Origin of the sequence: Mesorhizobium sp. M0496 (assembly GCF_040321205.1) — a bacterium.
In the GTDB taxonomy this organism is placed as follows: Bacteria; Pseudomonadota; Alphaproteobacteria; order Rhizobiales; family Rhizobiaceae; genus Mesorhizobium.
On sequence record NZ_JAMYRC010000041.1, the window covers coordinates 37137 to 52565 of the forward strand.

Below are 15429 nucleotides of genomic sequence, written 5' to 3' on the forward strand. Positions count from 1 at the left end.
GATGACCGACGCTTTCATTTCTCATCTTTCGAACGAACTCGCCGGCCTGAAGGCGGGGGGCCTATACAAATCCGAGCGCGTCATCTCGTCCACGCAGTCGGCGCAGATCGAGGTCGGAGGTGATAAGGTGCTGAACTTCTGCGCCAACAACTATCTTGGCCTCGCCGACAGCGCTGAATTGCGCGAGGCGGCCAAGCAGGCGCTCGACCGCTATGGCTACGGCATGGCCTCGGTGCGCTTCATCTGCGGGACGCAGGAGGAGCACAAGCAGTTGGAGGCGACGATCTCGTCCTTCCTCGGCATGGACGACACCATCCTCTACAGCTCCTGCTTCGACGCCAATGGCGGCCTGTTCGAAACGCTGCTCGGCGAGGAGGATGCGATCATCTCCGATGCGCTGAACCACGCCTCGATCATCGACGGTGTGCGGCTGTCGAAGGCAAAGCGCTTCCGCTACGCCAACAACGACATGGCCGAACTGGAGGCGCGATTGAAGGAGGCGAAGGATTGCCGCTTCCGGCTGATCGCCACCGACGGCGTGTTTTCCATGGACGGCATCATCGCCAACCTGAAAGGCGTCTGCGACCTCGCCGACAAATACGACGCCATGGTCATGGTCGACGACAGCCATGCGGTCGGCTTCGTCGGCAAGAACGGCCGCGGCTCGGCCGAGCATTGCGGCGTCGAGGGCAGGGTAGACATCATCACCGGCACGCTCGGCAAGGCGCTGGGCGGCGCCTCCGGCGGCTATACATCGAGCAAGAGGCAGGTCGTCGACTGGCTGCGCCAGCGCTCGCGCCCCTACCTGTTCTCCAACACGCTGATGCCGGCGATCGCCGGCGCCTCGATAAAAGTGTTCGACATGATCCGCCATGGCGATGCGCTGCGCGAACGCCTCTATGCCAATGCCGCGCGGTTCAGGTCTCAGATGGGCAAGCTCGGCTTCACCCTGGCCGGCGCCGATCATCCGATCATCCCGGTGATGCTGGGCGATGCTAGCCTGGCGCAGGAGATGTCGGCGCGTATGCTGAAGCGCGGCATCTATGTCATCGGCTTTTCTTTCCCGGTGGTGCCGAAGGGGCAGGCACGCATCCGCACCCAGATGTCGGCCGCGCACTCCACCGCCGACATCGACCGCGCGGTGGAAGCGTTTGCGGAGGTAGCTGGGGAACTTTCGATAATATGACCTTCGGTCTCTAGCAACCTCGCCGCCAAACAGAGCCTCATGCGAAAGCCTAGCCCCCATCATCGTATCTGCGCTAGCTGTGGGCTTTCGGGAGGTTGTCCATTCGGACCGGACCGGGGAGACTGGAGTTACCAGGCTTCAGCACTCACCGGAGGGTCCGAATGAACATCCACAAGAATGCCCGTCTCACGCCGCTGCGTCGAGAGGAGATGGCGCTGTCGGTGATAGAAGGCGCTTTCTCCAAAGCCCATGCGGCGCGCGTCTACGGGGTGTCGGCCAAGATCGTGGCGCGCTGGGTCGAGCGCTATAAGTCCGAAGGGCGGGCCGGCATGATCGATCGTTCTTCGCGGCCCGCCCATATGCCACAGGCCACCGCTGCGTTGATCGCTGAGCGCATCATGGCGCTGCGGCGGCAACGTTGGACCGGCAAGCACATCGCCATGAGGTCGGCGTCTCGCCCGCCACCGTTAGCCGCGTTCTCAAGCGTGCCGGACTGTCGCGGCTCAGGGATATCGAACCGGCCGAACCGATCCGACGCTACGAGCGCGAGCATCCCGGCGAGATGATCAATATCGACATCAAGAAGCTCGGCCGTTTCGAGCGCATCGGTCATCGCATTACCGGCAAACGCACCGGCAATACCAGCTCGCGCGGCAGCAGTTGGGAGTTCGTCCATGTCTGCATCGACGACGCCTCCCGCATCGCCTTCTCGCAGATCCTGCCTGACGAGAAAAAGAAAGCGCCATCGCCTTCCTCAAGGCGGCGGTGGCCTACTACGCCAGCCTCGGTGTCACGATAGCCCGCGTCATGCGACAACGGCTCCTGCTACAGATCGAAGGCCTTCGCCAAGGCCTGCCGCGATCTCGACCTCAAGCAAGTCAGGACAAGGCCCTATACGCCCAAGACCAATGGCAAGGCCGAGCGCTTCATCCAGACGGCACTGCGCGAATGGGCCTATGCCATCGCCTATCCGACTTCAGATCACCGCGCCGCAGAGTTGCCGGTCTGGCTGCATCGCTACAATTGGCACCGTCCCCACGTCGCTTGCTAGTCTCCGAAAGAAAGCTCGATAAAAATCTCGGCCGCCCTGCCGCCGACAGTTTCGCGCGCACTAGCTATGACCGGTCAGTTGTTAAGGCCTGTTGCGGTGAGGTTGGGCGGGCGGCGGCGAGTTCCTGCAATTTAGGGGGAAAGATGATTTGACCATTTCATTGTTCAGGGCACACTGCGATGATTGTCGCAGCATTTCGGGCGATCATTGAACGTGCAATCATAGCAGACATTATCCCATGGATGACCTAGATCGAAGGATTCTTACGGCTCTACAAAAGAACAACCGGCTCTCTTTCGCCGAACTGGCGGAACTGGCCGGTTCTTCGGCAGCGTCATGTATGCGTCGAGTTAACAAGCTGCGTGCGGATGGTGTGATCTTTGCGGACATCTCGTTGGTGGATCCGAAGGCTTTTGGAAAATTGCTCACCGTGGTCGTCACGGTAGAACTCGACCGTGAGCGTCTTGACCTTGTCGATGAGTTCAAGCGCGCAATGCGCGCCGCCAAAGAGGTTACCCAGTGCTACATGGTCACGGGCGACGCCGATTTCGTGCTGCTGGTCTCCGTTGAGGACGTCGAGGCCTTTGACGTCTTCGTCAAGACGAAGCTCTATACTAACCCAAATGTCCGAAAATTCCGGAGCATGATTTCGCTTGATCGTGTCAAGTTCGAGCCACGCGTTGCGGTGTAGCGGTGGGCGAGTTGCGCTGAAGTCATCACTCCGGTCCGCTTTTTGAAACTGTCATTGCGCGCACAGCATCAGATTGAGCTTTTTCACCGGATGAACTGTGCGATCTAGATGATCGCAGTTAGAGAAATATTTTGGAATTCTCGCGCCGCTCGTTGGTCTGTCTCGCAAGTTGGTCTGTCTCGCAAAATGCGCCTAAAAATTTTCAGAGCGCTGACTTTCGGCGAGGCTGGCAAAAGCGGTTGAAGGTCGGGATAAGGAGAAACTCCGCCGAAGTTTCGTCAAAAGGAAATGCATTCTTCAGCGATAAGAAAAAGGGGAAAGGGTTAAACTCATGAGCAAGAACTATCGCATTCTGGACCTCATCCGGCGCAATAGCTCGCCGCTTGAAAATCACCTGATCGACGGTCTTGTCGACGGCCGCGTCAGCCGCCGCGACTTCATTCGCCACGGCAGCCTGCTCGGCCTGTCGCTGCCGCTTCTGGGGGGCATCACCACGGCAGCCGGTCTCGGCGGCATGCCGTCGCTCGCCCGCGCCGCTCCCGGTGCCACCATGCGTGTCGCCTGCGCCGGTCCGACAGGAGCTATAGACCCGGTCGCCATCGCCGACACCGGCAGCATCCTTGTCATTCAGCAGGTGGGCGAGTTTCTCTGCGTCGATGGCCCCGACCTCGTGCTGAAGCCTGCGTTGGCCGAAAGCTGGAAGCCGAATGACAAAGGCACTGTATGGACCTTCAAGCTGCGCAAGGGGGTGAAATTCCACTCAGGCGGCGAGATGAAGGCCGACGACGTGGTGGCCAGCTTCGACCGGCTCGCAGACCCGGCCGGCTCGTCCAATGCGCTGTCCGTCTTCAAGGGCATCCTGCAAAAGGGTGCGACCAGGAAGGTCGACGACTACACCCTTGAGTTCCATCTCGACGCACCGAATGGCAACTTCCCTTATTTGGTGTCGTCGGATAATTTCAACGCCATCATTCTGCCTTCCAGCTATAAGGGCGACTACGAACAGAGCTTCGACGGCACCGGGCCGTTTAAGCTTGAAAACTACAAGCCCAAGGTCGGCGCCTCCTTCGTGCGCAACGAGGACTACTGGGGGCCGAAGGCGTTGCCCGATCGCACCGAGTTCACTTTCTTCGACGACATCCAGCCGCAAATTCTGGCGCTGCAGGGCGGCCAGGTAGATATAGTAAACCAGCTATCGGGTATGACCGGCATTGGGCTCCTCAACGATCCCAGCGTAGACATCATCAGCCTGAAGTCGACCTTGAACCGGCAAGTGCACATGCGCTGTGATTCCGATCCGTTCAAGGACCCGCGCGTGCGCCGCGCGATTGCGCTCTCAATCGATCGCGACAAGGTGGTTGCCGGCTTGATGAAAGGACGGGCATCGCTAGGCAACGATAGCCCATTCGCGCCTGCCTATCCCTCGACAGATACGAGCGTGCCGCAGCGCAAGCAGGACATTGCGCAGGCCAAGCAGCTGATGGAAGCGGCTGGGGTTGCTCAGGGCTTCAAAGTGACGCTGACCACTTTGCGCTACCTCGAAATCCCTGCATACGCTCAGCTCATCCAGAACTGGGTTAAGGAAATCGGTATCGAACTCGACCTCAACATCATGGATGAAGGTGTCTATTACGGAGACGCGGTGTTCGGCAAATCGCCCTGGCTGGATTCGCCGATGGGTATCACTGGCTATGGTCACCGCGGCGTGCCGAACGTGTTCCTTACAGCACCTCTGAAGAGCGAAGGAACCTGGAACGCGGCGCACTTCAAGAACAAGGACTATGACACGTTGGTAGACAATTACATCGCTGCTCTTGACCTTGAGGCGCAGAAGTCCGCAGCCGGCAAAATCGAGAGGTTGCTGCTCGAGGAGACGCCTATTATCTTCAGCTATTTCTCCGATTATCTCACGGCAACGGCGAAGGGAGTGGCCGGCGTGCAGCCGACTGCAGGGGGGCAGCTTTTCCTGGACAATGCGTCGAAGGCTTAGGCGGAAAGGGAAACCCAGTCCTCTAACAGCCAGCTCCCGCAGGGGGCTGGCTCCATAAGGAGTCTTAGCCATTCTCTCCTTCTTTGCCCGGCGCGTGTCGCTGTCCCTGGTGACGCTGTTCCTGCTCAGCATCATGGTGTTTCTGGGTGGCCAGGTGCTGCCCGGCAATGTCGGGCGCGCCATATTGGGGCCGTTTGCCGATCAGCGCGCGGTCGACGCGCTCAATCATACGCTGGGCGTCGATCGCCCGCTGCTCACCCAATATGCGACCTGGATCTGGAATTTCGTCCAGGGCGATATGGGCACGTCCTATATCTTCCGCTCGCCGGTGGCGCCCTTCGTCGTCGATACGCTGGGGAATTCGATGAAGCTGGCAGCGGTTGCCTTCGTGCTCGTGGTGCCGATCGGCATCCTCGGCGGCGTGATCGCCGCGCTCAATCTCAACCGGCCGCTCGACCGCATCATCAGCCTGGGCGGTGTGTCGGTGACGGTGTTGCCGGAATTCGTCACCGGCATCATCCTGATCCTGATCTTCGGCGTTTGGCTGCGCTGGCTGCCGATTTCCGCCGCATGGCCGCGCGGCGCCGGCTTCTTCACCCAGCTCTACTACCTGATCCTGCCGTCGCTGCCGCTGTTCCTGGTGCTATTCGGCTACATAGCCCGCATGGCCCGATCCGGCATGATCGAGGCGCTGGATTCCGACTACACGAGAACCGCCGTGCTCAAGGGCCTGCCGTGGCGTACGGTGATCTGGCGGCATGTGCTGCGCAATGCGTTGCTGCCGACCATCACCGTCATTGCCACGCAGACCGGCTATCTCATCGGCGGCCTCGTCGTCATCGAAACGCTGTTTCGCTACCAAGGCATCGGCTCGCTGATCTTCACCGCCGCGCGCGGCAAGGATTTCCCGATCCTCGAGGCCGGCATCCTTACCATCGGCATCGTCTATGCAGTGGCGACACTGGCCGCCGACTTCCTCTACTCCGTGCTCAATCCGCGGATACGGCTTGGGACAGACCAATGAGCACCACCGACACCAGCCTGCCGGCACCCGACGACACGAATAGACGCGGTCCCATGGCCGAGGTTCTGTTTTCGCTGCTGCGGTCCGGCATGTTTCTCACCGGTTTCGGCATCGTTGTGTTCTGGGTTGCCTGTGCATTGTTCGGCGAGCATTTCGCGCCGTACGACCCGCTTGCCGACGACATCATCAACGCACTGGCGCCGCCTTCGGCCGAGCACTGGTTCGGTACCGACCAGATCGGCCGCGACGTGTTCTCGCGCGTCATTGTCGGGTCGCGCGATATCCTCACCGTCGCACCGCTGGCGACCCTGCTTGCGACGGTGGCCGGCACGGCACTGGGTCTGCTCACCGGCTATTTCCGCGGCATCGTCGACGATATCGTCAGCCGCATTCTCGAAGCCTTTATGGCCATCCCGGGTGTCATCGTGGCGCTGCTCGCCATCGTCGCGCTCGGCACCTCCAAGACCACGGTCATCGTCGTCATCGGCTTAAGTTTCGCGCCGATCATTGCCCGCACCGTGCGCTCGGCGGTGCTCTCTGAGCGCGAACTCGACTATGTCTCTGCGGCCCAACTGCGGCACGAGAGCGCCTTCCACACGATGTTCGTCGAGATCCTGCCCAACGTCATCCCGCCGATCCTTGTCGAGACCACGGTGCGGCTTGGCTACGCCATCTTCGCGGTGGCGACACTGTCCTTCATCGGCTTCGGTATCCAGCCGCCCTCGCCTGATTGGGGCCTATCGATCTCCACCAATTATGGCATGATCGGCGGCGGCTTCTGGTGGACGGTGCTGTTCGATGCCCTGGCCATCGCCTCGCTGGTGATCGGTGTCAACTTGGTTGCCGATGGCGTCCATGGAGCGCTCAATGACTAATTCCGCCAAGGCCCGGAACACACAGGCGCAAAACGCCCTGGAGCTGCACGATCTGTCAGTCGCCTACCGCGTTGCCGGGCGGAACCGCGCCGTGCTGCGCAATATCAGCCTCAACATCAGGCAGGGCGAGGCCTACGGGCTGGTCGGCGAATCCGGCTGCGGCAAATCAACCGTGGCGCTCACCGTCGTGCGCTATCTGCCGAGGAACGGCTCGATATCAGGCGGCGCCATCTCGCTCGACGGTCAGGACGTCATGAAGCTCGATGCCGAGGCCTTGCGGCGCGCCCGCGCCAAAAGCGTCTCCATGGTCTATCAGGATCCCGGCAAGGCGCTGAATCCGTCGATCCGCATCGGCAGGCAGTTGACCGAGATCTTCGAACTCGCCGGCATCACGGGACAGGCGGCGACCGACATGGCGATCGCCATGTTGAACCGGGTGCGCATCTCCGATCCACCAAGCGTCATGCAGCGCTATCCGCACCAGCTCTCCGGCGGCATGCAGCAGCGCGTGGCGATCGCCATGGCGCTGGCCAACGACCCCTCGATGCTAATCCTCGATGAGCCTACTACCGGGCTCGACGCAACGGTGGAGGCCGAGGTGCTCGACCTCATCGCACAGCTCAGGCAAGAGTTATCCGCCTCGATCCTGTTCATCAGCCATAACCTCGCCGTCGTATCCAGCATGTGCGACCGGGTGGGGGTGCTCTATGCCGGCATGCTAATGGAAGAAGGCCCGACGGATGTCGTCTTCAACGACCCGCGCCATCCCTATACGGTCGCGCTACTGCGCTGCCTGCCACGCGGCGGCCAGCGCAAAGACCAGGGCCGCCTCGACACCATTCCGGGCTTCCTGCCGGGCATTGGCGCTGACATTAAGGGTTGTGCCTTTGCTGACCGCTGTGCTCTCGCCGACGATCGCTGCCGCACCGAATTGCCTCCGCTCTTTGACCTGAGCGACGAGCGAGGCAGGCGCCTGTCGCGTTGCTTCCATCACGACAAGGCACAGGCCCTGCCGCGCGCTACACCTAGCGATGTGGCGCCGGCACCAAAGCAGAAGGCGGCACCCGTGCTGCGCGTCGCGGGGCTGAACAAGACCTATGGTAGCCATGGCCACCCCTTGCGTGCGGTCAAGGATGTCTCGCTCGATCTGCGACCGGGCGAGACGCTGGGACTGGTCGGCGAATCCGGCAGCGGCAAGACCACTTTCGCCAGGCTGCTGCTCGGCCTTGTCCCGCCCGATGACGGCGGCACCATCGAGCTCGAGGGCAAGGCGCTGGCGCCACGGTTGGAGAACCGCAGCGATGATCAGGTCAAGGCGATGCAGATCGTCTTCCAGAACCCGGACTCCGCGCTCAACCGCTCGCATTCGATCCGCCACATCCTCGGCCGCGCATTGAAACGGCTGGCCGGCCTGTCCGGCAAGGCGATGGAGACGCGCCTCGAAGACCTCGTCCGCTCGGTGCGCCTCACCGAACGGCATCTGGCCGTCAAGCCGCGTCAATTGTCAGGTGGGCTGAAGCAGCGCGTTGCCATTGCGCGTGCCTTCGCCGGCAATCCGCGCATCGTCGTCTGCGACGAGCCGACCTCGGCACTCGACGTCTCCGTGCAGGCGGCGATCCTCAATTTGCTCGCCGACCTGCAATCCAAGGAGGATGTCAGTTACATCTTCATTTCGCACGACCTTGGCGTGGTGCGTTACCTCTCCGACAAGATCGCCGTGCTCTATCTCGGTCGCATCATGGAGATCGGGCCATCGGAGGAAGTCTTTTCCGGGCCGCATCATCCCTACACCGAAGCGCTGCTGTCGGCCGTGCCCAAGCTCGACCAGACCGAGACGGCGCGCATTCGTCTCGACGGTGAAATACCCAGTGCCACCAACCCGCCGTCGGGCTGCGTCTTCCACACCCGTTGCCCGCGCAAGATCGGTGCGATCTGCGAGCAGCAGGAGCCGCCGCTGGCCGAAGCGCAGCCCGGACATTCGATCCGATGCCACATCCCGTATGCGGACCTGGCAAGGTTGCAGAAGGCGGTGGTGACCGAACCGGCAGAACCGGTACCGCTATGGAGTGTCGCGTAAGCCGAGTAGGTACGATCAGCGCTCCAACCTGAGTCTGCTTGAAAGTTAAAACAATGCTGATCGAGCATGGAATGAGCGTGTCATATGAAACGGTCCGCCGTTGGATGGCCAAGTTCGGTCTCGACCATTGTCGCACAAGATCAACAATCGCGCCAAGAACAGCCATGTGCCTTTTCGAACGGAAACGATTATGCAAGGCCACCTATCGCCGGGAGCGTTGCAACCTTTCTTCTTTATGCACTCAGCAGCCCGCAACCGCTTTCAGTTCCCTCCTGCCGCCGTTCTGCACAGCAATTCGCTACGCAGCCTCGAGGAAGGCACGCCTGCCTCAAAAACGCGGGGTCGGGCTGCGGCCACCTCAAAGAACGTGACAATGCCTGTTTGCCTGTTTGAACGACATGGCTCCAATCAGAACTGATTGCGAACAATATGCCAAACGTTAAAAGAGGAACGATGCACCAAAGCCTGGTGCCTGAGTAGCGACATTTCATAGGTAGCAATGTCCGATTGGATTCGCGTAATCCCTCATTCGACGCCCTTTTTTGACGCCTTTCGGCCAGATTGTCAGATTTTTTGTGTCTCCCGCCACGTTTGCACAATGTTAAACCGCATCTAGGCATCTCCAGGCTGCTTGCCCTGAATGAGCAAATTCTGATTTTGATGCGTTATCGAGGGCTCTGTGTATGAGATTTTCGGGCTTCCGGGTTCTTTCTCAAGCGCTCAAAGGTCATTCGGGATGGAAGCCTCTATGGCGCAATCCCGATCCACAGCCGTTCTATGACTACGTCATCATTGGCGGCGGCGGACACGGCCTCGCGACGGCTTATTATTTGGCCAAGACATTCCGGCAATCCCGTATCGCCGTATTAGAGAAGGGTTGGCTGGGTTCCGGGAATGTTGGCCGAAACACGACAATCATCCGCTCGAACTACCTGCTTCCCGGCAACGGGCCTTTTTACGAGTTTTCACTGAAGCTTTGGGAAGGTTTGGAGCAGGAACTGAATTTCAATTCTATGGTCTCCCAGCGCGGCGTTATTTACCTCTTTCACTCGGATTGGGAGCGAGATAATTATCGGCGCCGCGCCAATTCGATGACACTGTTCGGAGCCGATGCCCGCTTTTTGAGTCGAGAGGAACTGCGGGTAATGGTGCCTTTCCTAAACTACAACAACGCGCGCTTTCCGATCCATGGCGGGTTTATGCAGCCGCGCGCGGGGACGGCAAGACATGACGCTGTCGCATGGGGATACGCTCGTGGCGCCGACCTACACGGTGTGGACCTAATTCAGAATTGCGAGGTCACAGGTTTCCGGATCGTTGACGGCAAGGTCCGTGGTGTGGAAACGTCGCGTGGCTATATAGCTGCTTCTAAGGTCGGAGTGGCAGTGGCGGGTTCCTCTAGCCGCGTGATGGCGATGGCGGGGATGCGACTTCCGATCGAGAGCCATGTCTTACAGGCATTCGTCACGGAAGGTCTAAAACCCATAATTCCCGGTGTAATCATGTTCGGCGCGGGGAACTTCTTCATAAGCCAATCCGATAAAGGCGGCCTGGTCTTCTGTGGCCATATCGACGGCTACAACTCTTACGCGCAGCGTGGGAATTTGCCCATGGTGGAGGAGGTCTGCGAAGGCGCCATGGCCGTGATGCCGATGATCGGGCGCGTGCGGCTCCTGCGGCAATGGGGCGGCATTATGGACATGTCGATGGACGGCTCGCCGATCATCGACCGCACGAGCATTGAAGGCCTTTATTTCAACGGGGGCTGGTGCGTAGGGGGCTTCAAGGCGACGCCCGCCAGTGGCCATGCCTTCGCCCATCTCCTTGCGACCGATACTCCTCATGAGACCGCGCGTGCTTACCGACTCGATCGATTCGCAAGAGGATTCTTAATCGATGAAAGCGGCGCTGGTGCGCAGCCACATCTACAGTGAGGTCAACATGCTCATTCCCCATCCAATTCTGGGTTTGCGCGATGCAAGAGAATTTACCTATCTCGGTGACGCCCAGCTTATCGACCGTCCAGACCCATCTACACCAGACGCCGAGCCTGCATTTTGCGACTATGTATATTTGCGCGACAATCCGGCGGGCGCGCACCGCGAACTGTGGTTCCACGAGCACGGCGACCGCTCCTGCCTGGTAGTTACGCGCAATACGGTCACACACGAGGTTCTCGGCGCGGAGTTGGCGCGCGATATCGCTCTTGTGCGAAAGAGTAGCGGACTATGACGCGGCTTTCAGGCGGACTGATCGACCGTTCACAAACACTGAACTTCAAGTTTGACGGTAAACGCTATCAGGGCCATCCCGGCGACACGCTCGCCTCGGCGCTACTAGCCAACGGCGTTCGCCTGGTGGGGCGCAGCTTTAAGTATCATCGCCCCCGGGGGGTGCTGTCTGCAGGTTCGGAGGAGCCCAATGCGTTGGTCGAGCTGCGCACCGGCGCGCGGCAGGAGCCAAACACCCGCGCGACAACGGTCGAGCTGTTCGAGGGCATGGAGGCGCGAAGCCAAAATCGGTGGCCCTCGCTTGGCTTCGACGCAATGGCTATCAATGACCTGTTGTCTCCGGTTTTCACAGCAGGGTTCTACTACAAAACCTTCATGTGGCCGAAAAGCTTCTGGGAAAAAGTCTATGAGCCCGCCATCCGTAGGGCCGCGGGACTCGGCAGCATCTCAATGCAGGCCGATCCCGACGCTTATGACAGGGGCTTCCTGCATTGCGACTTGCTGGTGATCGGCGGGGGTCCAGCCGGGCTTGCTGCGGCGCTGACGGCCGCTCGCTCGGGCGCCCGTGTAATCCTGGCGGAGGAGGATTTCCGCCTGGGCGGACGGCTCTTGTGCGAGACGGAAACACTGGGCGAGGTCCCAGTCGCGGATTGGATCTCAGCGCTGGAGTCAGAATTCGAGAGCCTGCCACGTCTTCGGGTGATGAGCCGCACAACGGTTTTCGGCGTCTATGACCACGGCATCTATGGTGCGGTGGAAAGGGTTTCGGATCATCTCGCGGAGCCGGGTGACCGCGTCCGCCAGACACTTTGGCGCATCACGGCGAAACGCGCTGTTTTGGCTGCAGGCGCGATAGAGCGACCCATTGCCTTTGAGGACAATGACCGTCCTGGTATCATGTTGGCCGGCGCGATGCGGGCTTACGCAAATCGCTGGGCGGCGTGCCCATCCGAAAAGGTCGCGGTCTTTACCAACAACGACGACGGACACCGTACCGCGGGCGATCTCGCCGCCAAGGGTGTCCAGATCGCCGCTGTCATCGACGTGCGACCCGAGGCCAAGGCTCGTGGTGACTACCGATTGATCGGGGGGGGCCTGGTGACTGGCTCGCGCGGCCGACTTGGCTTGAAGTCGATTGAGGTTCAGGCAAACGGCAGGTCCGAATGGATCGATTGCGGCGCCCTTGGGGTCGCGGGCGGCTGGAACCCGAACGTGCATCTGGCTTCGCACCATGGGGGTAAGCCGACCTGGAATGAGATGTTGCTGGCGTTCCTGCCTGGCGAGAACGGGCCTTCTGGCTTGCTTGTGGCGGGCGCTGCTGCGGGGCGCTTTTCGACCGCGGCAGCGCTGCGTTCGGGTGCTGAAACGGCGAAATGTGCGTTGGAGGACATCGGGATAGCAGCAAGATCGCCTAGTCTGCCGTGCCCGGAGGAGGACGCATATACTATTGCGCCCGTGTTTCACGTGCCGGGCAGGAAACGCTCATGGGTCGATTTCCAGAACGACGTTACTGTGAAGGACATCAAGCTCGCGCATGTTGAGAACATGCGGTCGGTAGAGCATCTGAAACGTTACACTACCCTGGGCATGGCGACGGATCAGGGCAAGACCGCCAATATGATCGGGCTCGCGGTGATGGCGGAGCTCACCGGGAAAACAATCCCGGAAACAGGAACTACGGTCTTTCGCCCGCCCTATACTCCCGTGGCGCTGGCGGTCCTGGGGGGGGGCGAAATAGGGCCGCACTTCCGCCCGCCCCGTTTGACGCCGACTCACCACTGGGCCGAAGCCCATGGTGCGGTATTTGATGAGTCCAGCCCTTGGCGGCGAGCCGATTATTTTCGGCGTGAGGGGGAAACGCACTGGCGCATGAGCGTAGATCGCGAAGTCCGAGCTGTGCGTACCGCAGTGGGCTTATGTGACGTCTCGACGCTCGGAAAGATCGACGTGCAGGGCACCGATGCGGGAAAGTTTCTTGACCGTCTATACAGTAATATGATGTCCACGCTGAAGGTCGGCCGTGTTCGCTATGGGCTGATGCTGCGCGAGGACGGTTTTGCCTATGACGATGGTACGTGCGCGCGGCTCGCCGAGGACCACTATGTGGTTACCACAACGTCAGCCAATGCGGGGCTGGTCTACCGCAATATGGATTTCGCCCGGCAATGCCTCTGGCCCGACTTCGACGTACAGCCCATCTCCACGACCGAGGCCTGGGTGCAGATCGCTGTTGCGGGGCCGAGTTCGCGTGCGTTGCTCGCCCGAATCGTTGACCGATTCGACCTTTCGAACGAGGCGTTTCCGTTTATGGCCTGTGCGGAGCTAACGGTTTGCGGCGGTCTGCAGGCGCGGCTCTTCCGCGTCTCCTTCGTGGGAGAACTTGGCTACGAGATCGCGGTTCCCACCCGCTACGGGCATGCGCTGATGAAACGGCTGATGGAGATGGGTGTTGATCTTGGAGTGACACCTTTCGGAGTAGAAGCGCTATCTGTCCTAGGAATGGAAAAGGGCCACGTCGGTGGAGCCCAGCTTAACGGCCAAACCACCGCGGAAATGCTCGGGCTCGGCAAAATGGTGTCGCAGAAGAAAGACTCAATTGGCGCGATCATGTCTCGGCGCGAGGGGCTGGCGGGGGATACGCGCCGGCTGGTGGGTGTCCAGCCTGTCGAGCCTCGGGGCAAGATCGTTGTTGGGTCACATCTCTTCGCCGAGGGGGCAGCATTTGACCTCGATAGCGATCAGGGCTGGGTCACATCGGCCTGCTATTCGCCCCATGTCGGGTCCATGATCGGACTCGCTTTCCTCAAGAACGGGTATGAACGGCTGGGCGAAGTGGTCGTGGCTTCGAACCCCGTTGAAGGAGAGAGTGCACGCCTGCGTGTCGTATCGGCGCATTTCGTCGATGCTGAAGGAGTACGTCTGCGTGGCTAATCTGAAACCGCTCATCGCCCTCTACGCTGAAAAGCCTCGTTCCGCATCGTTTGCAACCTTGGAGATTCGTGAGAACGAAAATCTAGCGCTTGCCTCTCTTGCGCTACGCAGGGAAACCGTTGAGCCCCAGCCGTTCGGTTTGAATTTGCCGGGGCCGGGATGCTGGGTAGCAGGTCAAGAAGTGGCTGCTTTCTGGACCGGACCTGATCAGTGGATGATCGAGGCCCAAGGCCGCTCTGAAGAGGACTTTGCTGCGAATCTGAAAGAGCAGGCCCCCAGTTGCTCGGTGACCGAGCAGACTGGTGGGTGGGTGGCTGTCGAAATTATGTCCGCGGCTGGCACGGAGGCTATCGAGGCACTGCTGGAGAAGCTGATCAACATCGATCTTGCTGAATTTGGTCCGGGCCGCGCGACGCGTACAGTCCTTGAGCAAATGACATGTTTCGTTATCCGTCGCAGTGAAACCCAGGTGGCCGTGCTCGGTGCGCGTTCGTTTGCCGCTTCGCTCTGGCACGCATTGGAAATAGCAGCCAAGAAGTTGGAGGGGAAGGCAGCGTGACCGGATCCGGAGCAGGGTTTCTGGCTGTCCGCATGCTTGCGTGCAAGCCACGCATGCAGGTGGCGATCGCAGGCTAACAAGGCGGTCTGCATCATCCGGGCGATGCTGAAAGCGAGAGAATTGTCGGAATGCGTCCTTGCCGTGGCAGCCTGAGATGATCTCAGTCTTGCCGCTGATTGGCCAGCATCTGGCTGCGGTCCTCCACTATGTCAAGCAGATCGCAGCCGCTATCGGCGTTGGGGCGTTCCGGTCCCCATTCGTGTAGAATGAGCAGATTCGAGGCGGGCGAACAAACGCAACACCTTGGCAATCCAAGGCCCGTACCCTCGACGATGGTGAATGGCTCGGACTGCTGCTCGAACAGGAGAAGATGCTGCGTGCCCCTAGCGCCACCGTCGACGATGTCGATTACCGGCGTGGGCGACCTGGATCTCTCTCTTCACACTTTCTTCCAGTTCAGGTGGTTCGCCAGATTGATACCGGCATTGCGGCAGATGCCCGCGCGATGGGCGCACGGTCGGAGGCCAGCATCCAAATGCACTTCTTCGCAGAATCCCTCATTTGACGGCTATTTTTGAGGCATTTCAGCCAGAACAAAATAAATTTGGATGATTGCCACGCTGGCAAGATGTTACCTTTTGCGAGCAACTCAAAGCACTAACTTATGCAACCTTAGTGGTCAATATAGGATCATCGTCCATGCCTGCATTCCCTAAAGAAGAGTATCGCGCACGCACGACCCGGCTGCGCCAGCAGATGGCCGAGCGCGGCATCGACGTACTGCTTGTCTTGAATGAAGGGAATATGAACTATC

At 60.1% G+C, this 15429-nt stretch carries 10 protein-coding genes and 1 pseudogene; all 11 read left to right on the forward strand.

The features are described 5' to 3' along the window. Position 1 precedes the first annotated feature (1 nt). Entirely contained in the window at positions 2-1186 is a 1185-nt protein-coding gene (locus tag NKI73_RS26930; RefSeq protein ID WP_352634151.1) for a glycine C-acetyltransferase, read from the forward strand. Between the two features lie 161 nt (positions 1187-1347). Further along, a pseudogene (locus NKI73_RS26935) lies at positions 1348-2225 on the forward strand (IS481 family transposase); the annotation flags it as partial. Between the two features lie 250 nt (positions 2226-2475). Then, positions 2476-2928, forward strand: a complete 453-nt coding sequence (locus tag NKI73_RS26940; RefSeq protein ID WP_352634152.1) for an Lrp/AsnC family transcriptional regulator — start codon at positions 2476-2478, stop codon at positions 2926-2928. A 331-nt stretch (positions 2929-3259) separates the two neighbouring features. Further along, positions 3260-4918 carry an ABC transporter substrate-binding protein gene (locus NKI73_RS26945; RefSeq protein ID WP_352634154.1) on the forward strand — a complete coding sequence of 553 codons (1659 nt, stop codon included), beginning with the start codon at positions 3260-3262 and terminating at the stop codon, positions 4916-4918. Positions 4919-4988: 70 nt separating this feature from the next. Then, positions 4989-5942 carry an ABC transporter permease gene (locus NKI73_RS26950; protein WP_352634167.1) on the forward strand — a complete coding sequence of 318 codons (954 nt, stop codon included), beginning with the start codon at positions 4989-4991 and terminating at the stop codon, positions 5940-5942. Further along, positions 5939-6817 carry an ABC transporter permease gene (locus tag NKI73_RS26955; protein ID WP_352634156.1) on the forward strand — a complete coding sequence of 293 codons (879 nt, stop codon included), beginning with the start codon at positions 5939-5941 and terminating at the stop codon, positions 6815-6817. The genes NKI73_RS26950 and NKI73_RS26955 overlap by 4 nt, the downstream gene beginning before the upstream one ends. Beyond that, positions 6810-8894 (forward strand): ABC transporter ATP-binding protein, encoded by a 2085-nt coding sequence (locus NKI73_RS26960; protein ID WP_352634158.1) that lies wholly within the window; start codon positions 6810-6812, stop codon positions 8892-8894. The genes NKI73_RS26955 and NKI73_RS26960 overlap by 8 nt, the downstream gene beginning before the upstream one ends. Before the next feature lie 683 nt (positions 8895-9577). Then, positions 9578-10828, forward strand: coding sequence for a sarcosine oxidase subunit beta family protein (locus NKI73_RS26975; protein ID WP_352634160.1), 1251 nt, complete (start codon positions 9578-9580; stop codon positions 10826-10828). A gap of 7 nt (positions 10829-10835) precedes the next feature. Further along, entirely contained in the window at positions 10836-11126 is a 291-nt protein-coding gene (locus NKI73_RS26980; RefSeq protein WP_352634169.1) for a sarcosine oxidase subunit delta, read from the forward strand. Further along, positions 11123-14056: a sarcosine oxidase subunit alpha family protein gene (locus tag NKI73_RS26985; RefSeq protein WP_352634162.1), complete on the forward strand. Its 2934-nt coding sequence runs from the start codon at positions 11123-11125 to the stop codon at positions 14054-14056. Before NKI73_RS26980 ends, NKI73_RS26985 begins: the two co-directional genes overlap by 4 nt. Next, positions 14049-14615 (forward strand): sarcosine oxidase subunit gamma, encoded by a 567-nt coding sequence (locus NKI73_RS26990; protein ID WP_352634164.1) that lies wholly within the window; start codon positions 14049-14051, stop codon positions 14613-14615. Before NKI73_RS26985 ends, NKI73_RS26990 begins: the two co-directional genes overlap by 8 nt. Positions 14616-15429: the final 814 nt, after the last annotated feature.

Coding starts and splice junctions, on each gene's coding strand:
- NKI73_RS26945 (WP_352634154.1), top strand. CDS start 3,260: ATGAGCAAGAACTATCGCATTCTGGACCTCATCCGGCGCAATAGCTCG.
- NKI73_RS26940 (WP_352634152.1), top strand. CDS start 2,476: ATGGATGACCTAGATCGAAGGATTCTTACGGCTCTACAAAAGAACAAC.
- NKI73_RS26930 (WP_352634151.1), top strand. CDS start 2: ATGACCGACGCTTTCATTTCTCATCTTTCGAACGAACTCGCCGGCCTG.
- NKI73_RS26960 (WP_352634158.1), top strand. CDS start 6,810: ATGACTAATTCCGCCAAGGCCCGGAACACACAGGCGCAAAACGCCCTG.
- NKI73_RS26975 (WP_352634160.1), top strand. CDS start 9,578: ATGAGATTTTCGGGCTTCCGGGTTCTTTCTCAAGCGCTCAAAGGTCAT.
- NKI73_RS26955 (WP_352634156.1), top strand. CDS start 5,939: ATGAGCACCACCGACACCAGCCTGCCGGCACCCGACGACACGAATAGA.
- NKI73_RS26985 (WP_352634162.1), top strand. CDS start 11,123: ATGACGCGGCTTTCAGGCGGACTGATCGACCGTTCACAAACACTGAAC.
- NKI73_RS26980 (WP_352634169.1), top strand. CDS start 10,836: ATGCTCATTCCCCATCCAATTCTGGGTTTGCGCGATGCAAGAGAATTT.